This is a genomic window from Cytobacillus sp. NCCP-133 (assembly GCF_026011715.1).
In the GTDB taxonomy this organism is placed as follows: domain Bacteria; phylum Bacillota; class Bacilli; order Bacillales; family Cytobacillaceae; genus Cytobacillus.
In genome coordinates this window covers 100,417-115,206 of sequence record NZ_BRVM01000007.1, presented here as the reverse complement: position 1 = coordinate 115,206, position 14,790 = coordinate 100,417, and the positions used below count along the sequence as shown (strand labels likewise).

Below are 14,790 nucleotides of genomic sequence, written 5' to 3'. Positions count from 1 at the left end.
GTGGATTTTACACTACATAGATAGGTGTGGCGCGGATGGATAAAACAACGATAATAGGAGTTATTTTAGGGATCATAGCAGTCGGAGCCGGGATGATCTATAAAGGGGTAAGTCTTTCTGTTCTCCTTAACCCTGCAGCGATTCTGATTATTATTTTAGGTACAGCTGCGGCCGTATCCATTGCTTTTCCGACTAGTGAAATAAAAAGGGTGCCCAAATTATTTAGGGTCTTATTTAAAGAAGAAAAACTTTTGGATTCTGCTGAAATGATTCGAATGTTTTCAGACTGGGCCCAGCTGGCAAGAAAAGAAGGGCTGCTGGCCCTTGAAGTCAAAACCAATGAAATCGAAGATCGTTTTTTAAAAAGCGGATTGTCATTGGCCGTTGACGGTCAAAGTGCTGATTACATCCGGGATGTTTTAAGCGAAGAAATCGAAGCCATGGAAGAACGGCACCAATCAGGAGCCTTGATATTTTCCCAGGCAGGCACCTATGCCCCTTCCCTGGGTGTTCTTGGTGCCGTTATTGGGCTGATTGCAGCATTGGGGAATATGAATGATACAACCAGCTTGGGACATGCCATTAGTGCAGCTTTCGTAGCGACGCTGCTGGGAATCTTTACGGGATATGTGCTGTGGCATCCTTTTGCCAATAAGCTGAAAAGGAAATCAAAGCAGGAAGCCAAGCTGAAGAGCTTGATGATTGAAGGAATCCTGTCTATTCTTGAGGGAGAAGCACCAAGGGTGATTGAACAAAAGCTTGCTTCCTATCTTCCAGCCGGTGAACGGAGAATGTTCCTTGAAGAAAGCAGCGTGACAAAGGATGAGTAGGCGGAAAAAGAAGCAGCATCATGAGGAACATATGGATGAGTCCTGGCTTTTGCCATATGCTGATCTTTTAACCCTGCTGCTTGCTCTTTTTATTGTCCTGTTTGCCATGAGTTCTGTAGACGCACAAAAGTTCCAAAAGCTATCGAAAGCATTCAATGATGTTTTTACTGGCGGAACAGGTGTCCTCGAATTTCCCAGCCCCATGCCTGAAGGCCAAATGCAATCAACGGATGCTGTATCGGATAAGCCGAGTGAAGAGCCCGAAGAATATGCTGCGCTTGATAAACTGGAGAAAGAGCAGCTAAAACAGGCTGCGGATCAAGAAGAATTGGCTGCCCTTCAGGAAAAAGTGGATGCATTTATTGAGAATAAGAATCTGGCTGAAAAGCTGGAAACGTCTTTAACCACTGAAGGACTGCTGGTGTCGATTCGGGATAATGTCCTGTTTAGCTCAGGGAGTGCAGATGTTCGGACAGAAGACTTAAAGATTGCGACTGAAATTGCAGAGCTTCTCGTCATGGATCCTCCGCGAAATATTATCATCAGCGGGCATACTGACAATGTGCCAATCAGAAATTCCAGCTTTGAATCAAACTGGGAACTGAGTGTGATGCGGGCAGTCAACTTTATGAAGATTATCCTTCATAACGAAAAACTGGATCCGCGCTGGTTCAGCGCAAAGGGATTTGGGGAATTCCAGCCGGTTTCCGATAACAAAATAAAGGAAGGCAGAGCAAAAAACAGGCGGGTTGAAATTTTAATATTGCCAAGAGCGGGAAATCAGCCTTAGGCGGGCTGGTTTCTTTTTTGTAGGAGAGGTAAATGTGGAATGCAAGCAGGCGGATTTGCAAATAAATTATTGCCAGCCTAGTTGAATCTCTAAAAAAGAATATTAAAAACACAAAAAAAGCGCTGATATCCAGCAACTTTGCAAATATCAATTCTTTACTCATTTGCTTCTTGTTCAGATGCCTCTGGTTTACACATGCGATCAACCATAACGCCAAAAAGAAAGACACAAGCAATTGGGATAGAAAAGTTCAAAATATGAATTAGCGTCATTCAAATAGCCCCCTTTGAAATGGTTTGCCTATTAATTACATTTTATGTTATTTTTCATGAAAGGACAAATAATATTCAGAAAATATACACATTTATATATTGACAAAGAAAAAGAGCCGCAAAGGGCTCCTTTAAAAACAATTGAATTTACAGCGGCATATCCGCTTGTTTGTGTACGGTTTTGGGCTCTGTCTTTTTTCCGTGAAGCATATAGTAGACAAGCAGGCCGAACAGTGCGACTCCGGCAAGCATGAAATAAAGGGAGGAAAATCCGGTTTGGACTGCAAGGATTCCAAGCACATAAGATCCTAAGCCAATTCCTGTATCAAACAGTGTGAAAAAGGTCGAAGTTGCAAGGCCCCGTTTTGCTGGGTCCGCTTGTTTGATTGCAACGGTTTGGAGGCTGGGAACAATGGTACCGTAGCCCAGTCCAATGATCGCTCCGGAGAGCAGGAATAAAAAGGTATTATTTGCCTGGCTAAGCAATAACAAACCGGCAGCAAAAAGGATAAAAGCAGGGTAAACGATCTTATTTTCTCCGTAAGTATCAAACCAGCGGCCTGTAAATGGACGTGACATGATAATAAACGCCGCATATACGACAAAGAAGAAACTGGCAGCCTCAAGCAGGTCTAGCTCTTTCGCATAAACAGAAATAAAGGAAAGGATTCCTGAGTAAGCGAATGCCAGGATTCCTGCTGCAATCGCCACAGGTATTGCATTTTTTTCAAACAAGCTGGACAGCGTAAATTTTGGGTGTTTAACGGCGCTTTCAGCTCTTTGCGGCATTTTTACAAAAACACCCAATCCTATAGCAATGAAAGATAAGACTGTACATAATCCAAAAATCCATGAGAAGCTTGCGTATTGCACAATCGTCAAGCCTGCAAATGGACCGATGACCATGGCCAAATTCATGAACATTGCATAATAGCCCAGCCCCTCGCCTCTGCGTTCATTCGGCACAATATCAGCAACAATGGCACCAGTAGCCGTAGTCGCCATCCCAAATCCAATCCCATGCAGAAATCGCAATGCAAGCAGGGCAGGCATTGCGTCAGCCCAGAAATAAAGAAGGGATGAAACGGCAAACACGATCAAGGAAGATAGTAAAATCTTTCTGCGTCCAAGCTCATCAATCCATTTTCCTGTGAAAGGCCTGCTGATTACGGCCGCAATCAGGAATACGGAAATAATCAGCCCAACCTGTTTCTCATCCCCATTCAAGTCATCCAATATATAAAGGGGAAGGGTAGTCAGCAAAACATAAAAACCCATAAATAAGAAAAAACTAGTAACAGAAATACTCAAAAAATCTTTCGTCCATAATGGCTGTTTCTTCATGTTGTCCTCCTTACAATCGGTACCAGGCACCTAAACCACTTTACTCAACTGGTTTAGGTGCCTGGTACCATATTTTCTCTCATTTTTGACATGAATTGAATCATGGTGTCGATATCTTCTTGGGTGATGTTTTTTAGTACGTGGCTTTCACTTGAGCGGACGGCATGAAGCCAATTGTCATATTCTTTTATGGCTTTGTCGGTTAATGAGATTTTCTTTTCGCGTTTATCCTGGCCGGCTGTTCTTGTGATCCAACCGGATTTCTCCAGCCGCGCCAATGTCCGCGTCATCGTTGGCGCTTCGACTCCAAGGTAGGAAGAAAGTTCTTTTTGGGTACTCGGCCCGCCTGTTTTAAGCCGGTAGATGATGGACCATTGCGCCGCATACAAACCAAGCGGTACAAGACTTTCATTAAGTACTTTGGAAAAATGCCTCGTGAATTGATTTATGGAATGAAAAAGCTCGCTTTGATTCAAATACATTGGCTCACCCTCTTAAAATAGTTACCTAGCTAACTATACATGATTATGCAGAAAATGTCTAACTCTTCACTCGGAAATTGATTATTCATCTAATAACTAACTAAATGTTTAACTGACAAATAAAGGGGAAAAGAAGCAATAGGAACAGCTGTGTCATTCAATAATTGTTGTTCAGCTTCAGTGCCTGGACCCTCGAGGTCATAAGCCAAATCACTCCAGAAATCAGGATTTCTGGAGTGATTCGTTTTATGCTTGTCGGGCTTGCACAGGATGTGCAGGATGTGCTGACTTCAACGGTCGCCACAGGACAAGGAATGCTCCGGCAGCGATACATCGCACGACCAAAAGCGTATGCTTTTGGGAGGACGTGGCGGTTTTTAGTTGAAGTGCATTTGAAAGGGCACTTTCGCATTTCTAGAAGGGGGAAAAATTTTGGATAAATTATTAGAAATTGTTGGAAATATATCAGGGTGGCTATGGGGGTATCCCATCATCCTATTATTAGCAGGGACGGGCTTATACCTGACATTCTTGCTGGGGTTCTTTCAATTCCGTTATCCTGTATATATATTTAAGCAAACATTCGGAAGCATTTTTAAAAAGCCGAAAGGAAAAGGGACGGTTACACCACTGCAGGCTTTGACATCAGCCCTTTCATCCACCATCGGGGCAGCAAATATTGTGGGCGTGCCGGCTGCAATCATGTTTGGCGGACCAGGTGCTGTGTTCTGGATGTGGGTAATCGCTTTGATTGGAATGGCGATCAAATTCTCGGAAAGTGTACTGGCTGTAAAGTACCGTGAGAAAAATGAAGAGGGCGAATATGTCGGCGGTCCGATGTATTACATGACAAAAGGGCTCAATATGAAGTGGCTCGGAGTCATTTTCGCTTTTGCGCTCATGATTGAATTGATTCCAAGCATCATGGTCCAGGGGAATGCAGTAGCCGCAGCTGTCGGCGAAACCTTCAGCATTAATGGGTTTTATACGGGGATTGCTGTTGCTGTTCTAGTGTCGCTAGTCGTGTTTGGCGGCATAAAACGCATCGGAAAAGTAACTGAAGTTATTGTTCCATTCATGGCCCTTATCTATGTGGGCAGTGCTTTGATTATATTATTCTTGAATATATCTAAGCTTCCTGAAGTGTTGGAATTAATCTTCACTTATGCGTTTCAGCCAATGTCTGCGATAGGCGGATTTGCCGGTGCGGCTATTGGCGAAATCATCCGCTGGGGATTTGCACGAGGATTATATTCCAATGAGGCAGGATTGGGGACAGCGCCAATTGCCCATGCCGCAGCAACAACGGACCACCCGGTAAGGCAGGGTTTCTGGGCAATTGTCGGAATCGTCGTTGATACACTGATTGTGTGCACAGCTACTGCATTTGTCGTATTATCATCAGGCGTTTGGATTAGGGAAGGAGCATTGGACGACCCATCAGCCTTGACTGCAGCAGCATTTACGGAGTATTTTGGCACTTTCGGCGGTGTGTTGGTTGCCATTTCACTAATCTTCTTTGTCATCTCAACCATCATCGTCGTAGTCTTTTATGGCTCCAAAATGGCTGAGTTCCTGTTTGGTTCTTTTGCCGGCAAAGCCATCAAGGTTGTCTATATTGCTGCCATCGTCCTTGGGTCCGTTGGGGCAGCGAAAACAATCTGGCAATTCCTTGATTTGGCTCTTGCGATGATTTTGATACCGAATATTGTTGCTGTCTTGCTTCTAAGTAAAGAAGTGAAGCAGTTGAAGAATCAATTCTTCACATCTGAAAAGTATTATTTAAAAGATATTAAAAAGGATGATCATGTAGCTTGATTAGAAATCTCCCGTCTTATGGCGGGAGATTTTTATTAGAGTGCTGAATTTTTGCTCCTAATTGTGAACTTAGCGAAGAAATCATTCAAACTAGCGAATAAATAATAAATTTAGCGAACAAATCATTCAAACTAGCGAATAAACTATTAAATTTAGCGAATAAATCCTCAAAATCATCGAATAAGCAGTAACATACATACTTTTCAGAAAAATAACCCTTGCGCTACGGATAAACAAAAGTTTATAATATAAACAAAAGTTTAAAAGACAGGGCTGATCAATTATGAATGATAAAGAGTTATTGATTTTGCAGCTGATTAAAGAGGATCCATTTATTGCACAATATGAGCTGGCTGAAAAGACGGGCCTTTCCAGGTCGGCTGTAGCTGGATATATCTCTTCACTTACAAAACAGGGAAAAATTTTAGGAAGAGCGTACGTCCTTCCCATGAAGAAAGAAGTAGTTTGCGTTGGCGGTGCTAATGTGGACAGAAAAATACAAACGACAGGTCAGCTTCAGTACGAAACCTCTAATCCCGCTGAAAGCTCACAATCCTGCGGGGGAGTTGCCCGCAACATTGCTGAAAACCTTGGGAGACTTGGATGTGACGCCGGTCTGATGACAGTAGTTGGGGATGATCCAGAAGGGGATTGGCTCCTTGAATATACAAAAGCCTTTGCTGATATCACACCTTCACAGTCCTTGCTGGGTTCAACAACCGGAACGTACACCGCGGTACTTGACCATGAAGGGGAAATGGCAGTGGCGCTTGCAGATATGACCATTTATGAAAACGTTACCAGGGATTTCATTGAAAAGAAGTGGGGCTATCTTGCCTCTTCCGAAATGGTCATTCTGGACACCAATTACCCTCCTGAAGTGTTAAGGCAGATCATTTCAAGATGTTATGAAGAAAATATTCCGCTTTGCATCACACCTGTATCTGCTCCAAAAATAAAAAATCTGCCTAAGAACTTGGGTGGGGTGACCTGGCTGATCGCCAATAAAGATGAAGCAGAAGCTTTAACGGCATTGGATATCAGCAGTGAAGGAGATTTTTTCAAAGCAGCAGAAAAGATCATGAAAAAAGGAGTGGAAAAGGTCGTGATCAGCAGGGGTGATAAAGGACTGATCTATTTTACAAAAGAAGGAGAAGCGGGTGTGCTGCTGCCGCCAAAGGTGAAAATTGCCGATGTGACGGGTGCAGGTGACTCGCTTGTTTCCGGAATAATCTTCGCCCACCTTAAAGGCCTAGGCACTGAAGATGCCTGCAAAATCGGAATGTCCTGCTCCATGCTGGCACTGCAGTCCATGGAAACCGTTAATCCGAACTTAAATAACACACGCCTGCAGGAAACATATAAAAAATACTTTAACTAAGGAGAATGTGACATCATGTTAGAAAATTGGCTGGAGTACTCAGCAGAAGTTTTGGAAGCAAAGAAAGCGAATAAACCGATTGTAGCGCTTGAATCAACGATTATCTCACATGGCATGCCGTACCCGCAAAATGTCCGGACCGCCAAAGAGGTCGAAGATATTATCCGCAAAAATGGCGCTGTGCCTGCAACGATTGCAATTTTAAATGGAAAAATCAAAATTGGCTTATCAGACGATGAGCTGGAATTCCTGGCGCAAAGCAAGGACGTTGAAAAAGCAAGCCGACGGGACCTTCCGTATTTGGTAGCGAAAAAGAAAAATGGCGCCACAACTGTAGCAGCAACCATGATCTGTGCGGAACTTGCTGGCGTTGAAGTGTTCGTAACAGGCGGAATTGGCGGCGTACACCGCGAAGCAGAAACAACGATGGATATCTCCGCGGACCTTCAGGAACTTGCGCAAACAAATGTAGCCGTCGTCTGTGCAGGAGCGAAATCCATCCTGGATATTGGACTGACTCTGGAATATTTAGAAACGCATGGTGTGCCGGTCGTTGGATTCGAAACAGATGTACTGCCGGCGTTCTATACTCGCACAAGCCCTTTTAACGTGAATTACAGGGTGGACAGTGCCGAGGAAGCGGCAGAAATGATTCGGGCGAAATGGGAACTTGGCCTAAAAGGCGGCGTTGTGATTGCCAACCCGATTCCTGAAGAAGATGCGCTGGAAGAAGCGTTTATTACAGGGGTTATTGAAACAGCCCTAAAAGAAGCGAAAGAAAACAATATCGCTGGTAAAAAAGTAACCCCATTCCTTCTTGGAAAGGTAAAGGAATTAACAGAAGGTACGAGTCTGACTGCGAACATTGCATTGGTGAAACATAATGCAGAAGTAGGTTCGAGAATTGCGGTTAGTTTGAATAAGTAAGAAGAAAAGCCAGGCTAATGAGCCTGGCTTTTTAGTTTGATAGAAAAATAATTGTGATTAAGATACCTAAGTAAAGGAGTAACCTTAAAAAATTTATCAATGTGCCCGCCCCTTTAAAAAATCCTTTTAGTAAAGCATATGTACAGGTTCAGTGCGAGGGGAGGGGTGTTAGTCCATAGAAAGAAAAAAGGGCACTCTCTTAGAGAAAGGGCCCATCAGTTTTGTATTCTTTTAGCGTTCAGGATATAGCGGTAAGGCGCATCGCCCACATAAGAGAAGGGATAGCAGGTGGAGACGGTGAGAATTTCATGGGGAGCGGTAGAACGAATAACGGTGGTATCATCAGCATCCACAATCTCTGAATCTGTTATTTCATATGTATACTCTCCGTAAGGCATGCTGACTTGAAAAAGGTCGTCAATTTCCAGTTCGCCAAGACTGCGGAAAACGGTATCCCTGTGCCCCGATAACAAAATCTGATTCGGCTGTCCGGGAAAAACCGTAGTAGAGTAATGGCCCACGCCTTTTTCCAATTCATCTTCGTCGGTTCCTTCTATAATAGGGAGCTCTGCTTCCAGGCGGGGAATTTTTAAGATACCAATTGCCTCACCTTTTTTAAAAGATACATCAACCGGCTGTTCATTTTGAAGAACATTACTTCCATCTTTTTTTACTTTCTGCTGAACCAGCTCGTGTGCTTCAGCTAAAGAATCTTTCGTTTTCTTTTCCTGAGCATACATTTCCTGAAGTGAGAAAAGTACCAATCCGCCTCCAATGAAAATAAGGAAGGAGGCTGCTAAAAGTAAAAAACGGCCTCTAACCTTCAATTACCTTTTCCTCCTTTCATTTTCTTGAATTTAATAAACTCCAGGTAATAAGCAAAATCCTCTTTCGTTATTCCTTGCCTAATCGCTTCTGTGACCAGTGAAACCCATTCCTCGTCTAAGTTTGACAAGTCAGTAATCATTTCTTGATCTTCTTCCAATAAATCTTCAAGATTAGCATCCAGCGTCTTGGCAATCCGTGATAAAACCTGCAATGATGGATTCTCTTGTATGCCTCTCTCAATGTAGCTCAAATACGATTTGGATACCTCAGCTTTTTCAGAAAGCTCATTAATTGAGTATCCCTTCTTGATCCTTAAGCCTTTAATCCGGCTACCTATCATAGGCATAAAACTCCTTAACAATTAATATAAAGATAATTTCATTATAACGAACAAGACGTTCAATAAAAAATACAAAATAGTGAGAATTCTTGAGGTATTCCTAGAAAAAGAACGAAAAGAGTTCTTTAAAACGAAAAAACGGCTGAATTTTGAATTTTTCAAAATAAGAAGGATGGACTATACTCGACTTATTGGTTCTGTAAAAAGAACAAAATATATAGAAAGAAAGAACAGTAATCTTTCTTTTAAAGGAAGGTGACAGTGAATTGAAATTTAGCTGGAAAACAGCAAGAAAGATTATTAGCAATTTGATTACAGCAATTTTGTTTATCAATTTAATCATTATGGCGGTGCTCGTTGTTTCATCTAAAGCATCTGGCGGAGAACCTCAGGCATTTGGTTACCAGCTTAAAACCGTGCTATCAGGTTCGATGGAGCCAACTTTCATGACAGGATCTGTCATTGCAGTTAAACCAGTTGAATCATCCCAAAGTAAAGGCTTGAAAAAAGGAGACATCATCACTTTCCAAGCCGATGAAAAGAAGTTGATCACCCACCGTATTACTGGTGTCACAACAAGCGGCGAACATGTCATGTATGAAACAAAAGGGGATAACAACAAATCAGCCGACATGGATCCTGTGCTTTCTGAAAATGTAAGAGCCGTTTACTCTGGTTTCACGATTCCATATGTGGGGTATTTTATAGATTTTGCTCAATCAAAAGAAGGCGGAGCGATTCTGCTGATTGGTCCGGGAGTTCTGCTTCTTGCATACTCGGCATTTAGTATCATGCAGGGATTAAGAGAACTGGATTCTAAAAATAAGAAAACAGATTCAAATGAAAAAACCGCTTAACTTTGGTTGCACTCCTTGTAGAAATACAAGGGTCAATATAAAAAATTATACATACCCGAATGGGGTAGAGGAGGAAAAAGGAATGAATTTAAAAAAGAAACTAGGAATGGGAATTGCATCTGCAGCATTAGGAATTTCATTAGTTGGTGGGGGGACTTTTGCATACTTTAGTGACACTGCAGAAGCAAATGCTACCTTTACAGCTGGAACATTGGATTTAAGTGCTGATCCAACGACAATCATTGATGTTGACAACATAAAGCCAGGCGATACTATGCTTCGTAGCTTTGATCTAGTTAACGGAGGAATCCTAGACATAGCAACTATTGATTTATCAACAAGTTATACAGTAACAGATGCAAATGGTGATAATACTGAAGACTTTGGTAAACATATTCGAGTTAATTTCTTAATCAATGCAGACAAAATAGATGCGCCTATTTTTTCAACAACGTTATATGATTTGCAAAATATGAGCCCTGATGTAATTGAAGGGAATTTCTGGAGTCAGTTCTTTGCAGAACGAGGTGGAAACTTAGCTGCCGGGACTTCTGATAAACTCTATGTTCAATATGAGTTTGTAGAAAACAATTCTGATCAAAACGAATATCAAGGCGACTCTTTGGAACTTAAATGGACATTCGAAGGAAAGCAAGGCGCTGGAGAAGCAAAATAATAACTCTGTAAAACGAGGGGTGGGGGGATTTCCCCACCTCTTGTCTAATATAATTTGTGAGGTAATGCCATGATATCAATAAGTTTATTGGCAAGACCATTAAAAGTCTCTATTTTAGTATGTTTACTATTTTTTCTAATTCTTAATGATAAGACTGCAAAAGCAGAAGAAAAAGAACTAGATATTAACACTAACCCTAACGGTTACTTTTTCGAAGTAGGCAACCTCAAACCCGGCGACTGGATGCCACGCGATATAATCGTCCTTAACCAGGGAAAACAGGATTTTAAGTACACAGCTCAAATTGGAAAGAAAAAGTCTGTAAAAGGTCTTTTCGAAGAGCTTGACTTATTAGTTAAGAAAGATTCGAACATTCTATTCGAAGGAAAGTTAAAAAATTTTGAGGGTTTTACTCCAAGGAAGCTGGCAAAGGGCAGATCTGAACAGTTACTCTTTCAAATTTCAATGCCTTACGATCTGGGAAACGCCTTTCAGGATTCTTCTGCTGAGGTAGAATTAATATTTCTTGCTGAGGCATTAACTGATCCATCTGACCCACCAGGTGACGGAGACCCACCAGGTGACGGAGATCCTCCAGGTGATGGAGATCCTCCAGGTGACGGAGACCCACCAGGTGACGGAGACCCACCAGGTGACGGAGACCCACCAGGTGACGGAGACCCACCAGGTGACGGAGATCCTCCAGGTGATGGAGATCCTCCAGGTGATGGAGATCCCCCAGGTGATGGAGATCCCCCAGGTGAAGAAGAACCTTCAGATGGATCTAACGACGAAGGTGCTAAGCCTGATAACCCTAAAGATAACATTGTAATAATTCCTGAAATGACCGAAAAACTCCTCCCAAACACTGCTACCAATACGTATAACATTCTGTTAATCGGTGGATTATTGTTGGGTGCTGGAAGTGTATTAATCCTTTTATTTTATAGAAGGATAAGAAGTGAACGGTAAACAAGGCCAGGAGAATAAAAACTTCTTGGCCTTAATTTTTATTTATACACATTAAGGCTCACCTTCTCCAAAAAGTGGTGATCACATGAAAAAACTGCTTTACTATCTTGCCTTATTAAATTTACTGGACGGATTCCTTACTGCAATTGGACTCCACTTTAATATTATAGAAGAAAGCAATCCGCTAATGCGTAATCTTTATGATCTGCATCCTTTTTTATTCCTTTCGCTTAAATTTATTCTTTCTGGATTACTGATCATTTTATCAATATTTATCTCTGCCGAATCTAAAGTGAAGCTTTTTGCAGCAGGAGTTTCTATTATATATTCAATGGTATGTATGCTGCATTCTGTTTGGATTATTTCATTATTTGTTGAAAGCACTAATCAACTGTTTAACTAAGAAATATATTATCAATATTATTATAAAGAGCAGGCGGTGTCCCATGTATCAAAAAAACTGCACTAAATGCCATAATCCTTCTTTCAGCAGCAGTGAAACAAGTGAGTGGCTGTGCCCGGTTTGCGGGCATGACTTGACCAATGAAATATTTTTGGATGCAATGACTAGGGAACCTGTCCATATCACATATAAAAAAAGCAGAACCCCGCACACCTATTCAATAAAATTAAAACAAATCAGCAATAATTATAGGAAAAGAGTGGGTCTTACATACTACTCAAAAAGGAGTTCGACTAGAAAGAACAATATGCTTTGAAAACCTGTAAGCGACTAATAAAAACACTAGGAAAAACTGCACCGGGAATACAGAGTTTGTCGAATATTAAATTAATTTAATATTAAAATAATTAATTTAATTTACAAATTAAGACAGAATTAGCAATACTGCCATAGTAGAATACATCTATGGTAAATATTTCTTGTGCAAAAAGTCACAGAAAAAGGCAAACTCATTGAAAGGTGAGGACGCAAAGTCACAGGTCTAAGGTATGAGGTGATACTAAGATGGCTGGATTGCCTGGAATACGAAACGTATCCTGGGGGGAAAAGTTTTGGCAGAACCGAGTGTAAAGGTCGAAGGAATTGACATGGAATGGCTGCAGTTAATTATGAAAGCAAAAAACTTAGGCCTGGAGAAAGAAGAAATTCGCAAGTTTCTACATAATAATGGAGCCAAAGAGGTTCTGATAAAAGCTTAATTCTGCTGCTTCTAAGTGTTTCTTTTAGAGAAGTCTCTAAATAGAAATGCTTTTTATTTTTGTCCGAAAAAAATAAGACGTGTTGCAGGCCTATCAATTATTTCTGTCCGCTTCTCCACTTATTAAAATCCAAGAACTCCTTAAATTGCTCTTTAGAAACCCCTGACTCCATCGCTTCCTTCACAATCTTCATCCATTCAGAATCAAGCTCGTCCCTGTTGATTTGCTCGTGGATTAAATGATCAACTGGGACATTCAATACGCCTGCAATTTTTTCAAGGAATTGAATAGATGGGTTTGTCTGAAGATTACGCTCAAGGGAGCTTAAATAAGATTTGGCCACTCCAGCTTGTTCAGCAAGCTCGGACATGGACATTTTCTTTTCTTGGCGAAGTTTTTTTACACGATCACCGATCATTGTTCTCACACACCTTATTATTGTATGTATCATCATTATATCAAAATCTTTAGATGGATTCTATATTAAGAACATTTTGTTCAATATCATTATCATCATACCACAGTGTTAACCAATTTAAATAGTTAGTTATTACAAATTTCTAAACAATCCTTTTGTCCCGATTTATAAAAAACGCTCCACGTCAAACGACGGGAGCGTTTTGGTTTTCAATAAATTTAATCACTTCTTCAGCAGCTGCCGCAACATCATCCGCATTCACATGATGGAATTCCCCTTCGTAATCGTGCTGCTTGAATGCATAGCGGGGATCGTAATAATGCTCTAACAAAAGTTTGATAAACAGCTCATAGTTTTCTTTTTCAATAGCCTCATCAAGCAGGGTGCGAATTTCCTGGTCTTTAAGCCTTTTTTTGATAAATACTAGACTCTCAATTACTTTTGGTTTGAACCATTCCTCTGCTTGATAAGGTTCAACATAATCGCGCAAGATGCGCTGAACACGGGATTCTATGCTTGCAAACATATCAATATGGATCCCTGTTCTTTTTGTATCCAGCAATTTATCAGGCTGGACGGCCTTGCCGATTCGCTTGCTTTCGGCTTCCATAATGATGTACGGTGATCCTTTTACCACAGATAGAGCTTCATATAGCAAGGCATCAAACGTTTTCTGCGTGCTGCCGTCTCCCATTCCGAAAGAGCCGAAGATCGATCCGCGGTGGCCGGCCATTTCTTCAAGATCAATGACAGGATAGCCTTTTTCGCTTAATACTTTCAATACGTCAGTTTTTCCAACGCCTGTCATTCCATGCAGAACCACAGCTTTTTCAGGGATCAGGTCTGGTGTGTTTTCCAGAATGTATTGACGGTACGCTCTGTAGCCTCCAATTAAACGGGGGATTGAAACGCCAGCATATGAGATAAAAGTAGTGACTGCTTTGCTTCGCATTCCGCCGCGCCAGCAGTAAATAACTGGCTGGAGGCCTTTTTCTTTCAGATCCCGAATTTTTTTGAGCATAGAAGGAATCTTAGGTGAAACGATCTCCATTGCTCTCCATTTTGCCGCATCTGAACCTTCTTTTTTATACAAAGTACCGATTTCTACCCGTTCTTCATTGCTGAAAAGCGGAACATTTACAGCTCCTGGAATGCTGCATGCCTCAAATTCGATTGGAGATCTGACATCAACGGGAACTGCGTTATCCATTTGAATATATTGTTCTACAGTTATTTCTCTCATAGAATGCCTCCATGTGTAGTACTATATATGATTGTTTTTTAATTGAAAAACAACTCTATCTAATCTATTATACAGGATTTAATAAATATAGGTGACTCTCCTAATCATACTCCTTTTTTTGCACCAGTGTTCTATCAAATTTTCCCAAGTGCTGTAGTATCAGCATATCCAATGGTTTTGCCTTTTAAAAAGCAGCTATTTATCCCGCTTGAAGAGCTGGCTGAGCCGAAATGGTTCCATTACGACCATCACGTCTATTCTCCATTCGAAAAAAGGAGCAGCGTTCTCCAGTGTTTTCAACAGCTTCTTCTCAGCTTTTGAGAATTTATATCCAACCCCGACAGAGGAGGATATCAGCCGATTGGCAAAGGATATAAAAATGAAAGTGATAATCTTCAAGCCTGTTGTGACCGAAGGCGGATGGTATTTTATTCAACTCTCCAATAAGTAA

The 14,790-nt window shown here is 41.3% G+C and carries 18 protein-coding genes and 1 riboswitch; of the genes, 12 read left to right on the top strand and 6 right to left on the bottom strand.

The window, feature by feature from the left end; all coding sequences use genetic code 11:
- Window positions 1-35 precede the first annotated feature (35 nt).
- Both motA and motB read left to right on the top strand, forming a co-directional pair.
- A complete protein-coding gene (gene motA, locus NCCP133_RS10640; RefSeq protein WP_264804937.1) occupies window positions 36-830 on the top strand; it encodes a flagellar motor stator protein MotA in 795 nt (264 codons plus the stop codon).
- Complete coding sequence (motB, locus tag NCCP133_RS10635; RefSeq protein WP_264804936.1) at window positions 823-1,620, top strand: flagellar motor protein MotB; 798 nt, start codon at window positions 823-825, stop codon at window positions 1,618-1,620. Before motA ends, motB begins: the two co-directional genes overlap by 8 nt.
- 419 nt (window positions 1,621-2,039) lie before the next feature.
- Here the strand turns inward: motB and NCCP133_RS10630 are convergent, their stop codons facing one another.
- On the bottom strand, window positions 2,040-3,236 hold the full coding sequence (locus NCCP133_RS10630) for an MFS transporter (protein WP_264804935.1): 1,197 nt from the start codon (window positions 3,234-3,236) through the stop codon (window positions 2,040-2,042).
- A 53-nt stretch (window positions 3,237-3,289) separates the two neighbouring features.
- Window positions 3,290-3,718 (bottom strand): MarR family winged helix-turn-helix transcriptional regulator, encoded by a 429-nt coding sequence (locus NCCP133_RS10625; protein ID WP_264804934.1) that lies wholly within the window; start codon window positions 3,716-3,718, stop codon window positions 3,290-3,292.
- A gap of 236 nt (window positions 3,719-3,954) precedes the next feature.
- Between NCCP133_RS10625 and NCCP133_RS10620 the strand changes: the two genes are divergently transcribed.
- From NCCP133_RS10620 to NCCP133_RS10605, 4 genes are all read left to right on the top strand, one after another.
- Complete coding sequence (locus NCCP133_RS10620) at window positions 3,955-4,158, top strand: hypothetical protein (RefSeq protein WP_264804933.1); 204 nt, start codon at window positions 3,955-3,957, stop codon at window positions 4,156-4,158.
- The gene (locus tag NCCP133_RS10615) at window positions 4,151-5,536 is read left to right on the top strand and encodes an alanine/glycine:cation symporter family protein (protein WP_264804932.1); all 1,386 of its coding nucleotides are present in this window, start codon (window positions 4,151-4,153) and stop codon (window positions 5,534-5,536) included. The genes NCCP133_RS10620 and NCCP133_RS10615 overlap by 8 nt, the downstream gene beginning before the upstream one ends.
- Before the next feature lie 283 nt (window positions 5,537-5,819).
- Complete coding sequence (locus NCCP133_RS10610) at window positions 5,820-6,917, top strand: carbohydrate kinase (RefSeq protein ID WP_264804931.1); 1,098 nt, start codon at window positions 5,820-5,822, stop codon at window positions 6,915-6,917.
- 15 nt (window positions 6,918-6,932) lie between these two features.
- Window positions 6,933-7,844, top strand: coding sequence for a pseudouridine-5'-phosphate glycosidase (locus NCCP133_RS10605; RefSeq protein WP_264804930.1), 912 nt, complete (start codon window positions 6,933-6,935; stop codon window positions 7,842-7,844).
- 215 nt (window positions 7,845-8,059) lie between these two features.
- Here NCCP133_RS10605 and NCCP133_RS10600 read toward each other — a convergent pair whose 3' ends face one another.
- Together NCCP133_RS10600 and NCCP133_RS10595 are read right to left on the bottom strand one after the other, a co-directional pair.
- On the bottom strand, window positions 8,060-8,671 hold the full coding sequence (locus tag NCCP133_RS10600) for a class D sortase (RefSeq protein WP_264804929.1): 612 nt from the start codon (window positions 8,669-8,671) through the stop codon (window positions 8,060-8,062).
- Window positions 8,668-9,012, bottom strand: coding sequence for a helix-turn-helix domain-containing protein (locus NCCP133_RS10595; RefSeq protein WP_264804928.1), 345 nt, complete (start codon window positions 9,010-9,012; stop codon window positions 8,668-8,670). The genes NCCP133_RS10600 and NCCP133_RS10595 overlap by 4 nt, the downstream gene beginning before the upstream one ends.
- Window positions 9,013-9,278: 266 nt before the next feature.
- Between NCCP133_RS10595 and sipW the strand changes: the two genes are divergently transcribed.
- The 5 genes from sipW to NCCP133_RS10570 all read left to right on the top strand — a co-directional run bounded on the left by sipW (window position 9,279) and on the right by NCCP133_RS10570 (window position 12,678).
- Entirely contained in the window at window positions 9,279-9,869 is a 591-nt protein-coding gene (sipW, locus tag NCCP133_RS10590) for a signal peptidase I SipW (protein ID WP_264804927.1), read from the top strand.
- A gap of 82 nt (window positions 9,870-9,951) precedes the next feature.
- Window positions 9,952-10,545, top strand: coding sequence for a CalY family protein (locus NCCP133_RS10585; protein ID WP_264804926.1), 594 nt, complete (start codon window positions 9,952-9,954; stop codon window positions 10,543-10,545).
- Between the two features lie 69 nt (window positions 10,546-10,614).
- Window positions 10,615-11,517, top strand: a complete 903-nt coding sequence (locus tag NCCP133_RS10580) for a CalY family protein (protein WP_264804925.1) — start codon at window positions 10,615-10,617, stop codon at window positions 11,515-11,517.
- Between the two features lie 85 nt (window positions 11,518-11,602).
- The gene (locus NCCP133_RS10575) at window positions 11,603-11,920 is read left to right on the top strand and encodes a DUF5658 family protein (protein ID WP_264804924.1); all 318 of its coding nucleotides are present in this window, start codon (window positions 11,603-11,605) and stop codon (window positions 11,918-11,920) included.
- A gap of 492 nt (window positions 11,921-12,412) precedes the next feature.
- A riboswitch (cyclic di-GMP riboswitch) is annotated at window positions 12,413-12,501 on the top strand.
- A 30-nt stretch (window positions 12,502-12,531) separates the two neighbouring features.
- A complete protein-coding gene (locus tag NCCP133_RS10570; RefSeq protein WP_264804923.1) occupies window positions 12,532-12,678 on the top strand; it encodes an anti-repressor SinI family protein in 147 nt (48 codons plus the stop codon).
- A 97-nt stretch (window positions 12,679-12,775) separates the two neighbouring features.
- Here NCCP133_RS10570 and NCCP133_RS10565 read toward each other — a convergent pair whose 3' ends face one another.
- Window positions 12,776-13,096 (bottom strand): helix-turn-helix domain-containing protein, encoded by a 321-nt coding sequence (locus tag NCCP133_RS10565; RefSeq protein ID WP_264804922.1) that lies wholly within the window; start codon window positions 13,094-13,096, stop codon window positions 12,776-12,778.
- A gap of 184 nt (window positions 13,097-13,280) precedes the next feature.
- Window positions 13,281-14,339 carry a tRNA 2-selenouridine(34) synthase MnmH gene (mnmH, locus tag NCCP133_RS10560; RefSeq protein WP_264804921.1) on the bottom strand — a complete coding sequence of 353 codons (1,059 nt, stop codon included), beginning with the start codon at window positions 14,337-14,339 and terminating at the stop codon, window positions 13,281-13,283.
- A 208-nt stretch (window positions 14,340-14,547) separates the two neighbouring features.
- Between mnmH and NCCP133_RS10555 the strand changes: the two genes are divergently transcribed.
- Complete coding sequence (locus NCCP133_RS10555) at window positions 14,548-14,790, top strand: hypothetical protein (protein ID WP_264804920.1); 243 nt, start codon at window positions 14,548-14,550, stop codon at window positions 14,788-14,790.

Excerpts from the sequence above, each read along its gene's own strand:
- motB (WP_264804936.1), top strand. The coding sequence starts at position 823 with ATGAGTAGGCGGAAAAAGAAGCAGCATCATGAGGAACATATGGATGAG.
- NCCP133_RS10625 (WP_264804934.1), bottom strand. The coding sequence starts at position 3,718 with ATGTATTTGAATCAAAGCGAGCTTTTTCATTCCATAAATCAATTCACG.
- NCCP133_RS10595 (WP_264804928.1), bottom strand. The coding sequence starts at position 9,012 with ATGATAGGTAGCCGGATTAAAGGCTTAAGGATCAAGAAGGGATACTCA.
- NCCP133_RS10575 (WP_264804924.1), top strand. The coding sequence starts at position 11,603 with ATGAAAAAACTGCTTTACTATCTTGCCTTATTAAATTTACTGGACGGA.
- motA (WP_264804937.1), top strand. The coding sequence starts at position 36 with ATGGATAAAACAACGATAATAGGAGTTATTTTAGGGATCATAGCAGTC.
- NCCP133_RS10565 (WP_264804922.1), bottom strand. The coding sequence starts at position 13,096 with ATGATCGGTGATCGTGTAAAAAAACTTCGCCAAGAAAAGAAAATGTCC.
- mnmH (WP_264804921.1), bottom strand. The coding sequence starts at position 14,339 with ATGAGAGAAATAACTGTAGAACAATATATTCAAATGGATAACGCAGTT.
- NCCP133_RS10610 (WP_264804931.1), top strand. The coding sequence starts at position 5,820 with ATGAATGATAAAGAGTTATTGATTTTGCAGCTGATTAAAGAGGATCCA.
- NCCP133_RS10585 (WP_264804926.1), top strand. The coding sequence starts at position 9,952 with ATGAATTTAAAAAAGAAACTAGGAATGGGAATTGCATCTGCAGCATTA.
- NCCP133_RS10630 (WP_264804935.1), bottom strand. The coding sequence starts at position 3,236 with ATGAAGAAACAGCCATTATGGACGAAAGATTTTTTGAGTATTTCTGTT.
- NCCP133_RS10580 (WP_264804925.1), top strand. The coding sequence starts at position 10,615 with ATGATATCAATAAGTTTATTGGCAAGACCATTAAAAGTCTCTATTTTA.
- NCCP133_RS10605 (WP_264804930.1), top strand. The coding sequence starts at position 6,933 with ATGTTAGAAAATTGGCTGGAGTACTCAGCAGAAGTTTTGGAAGCAAAG.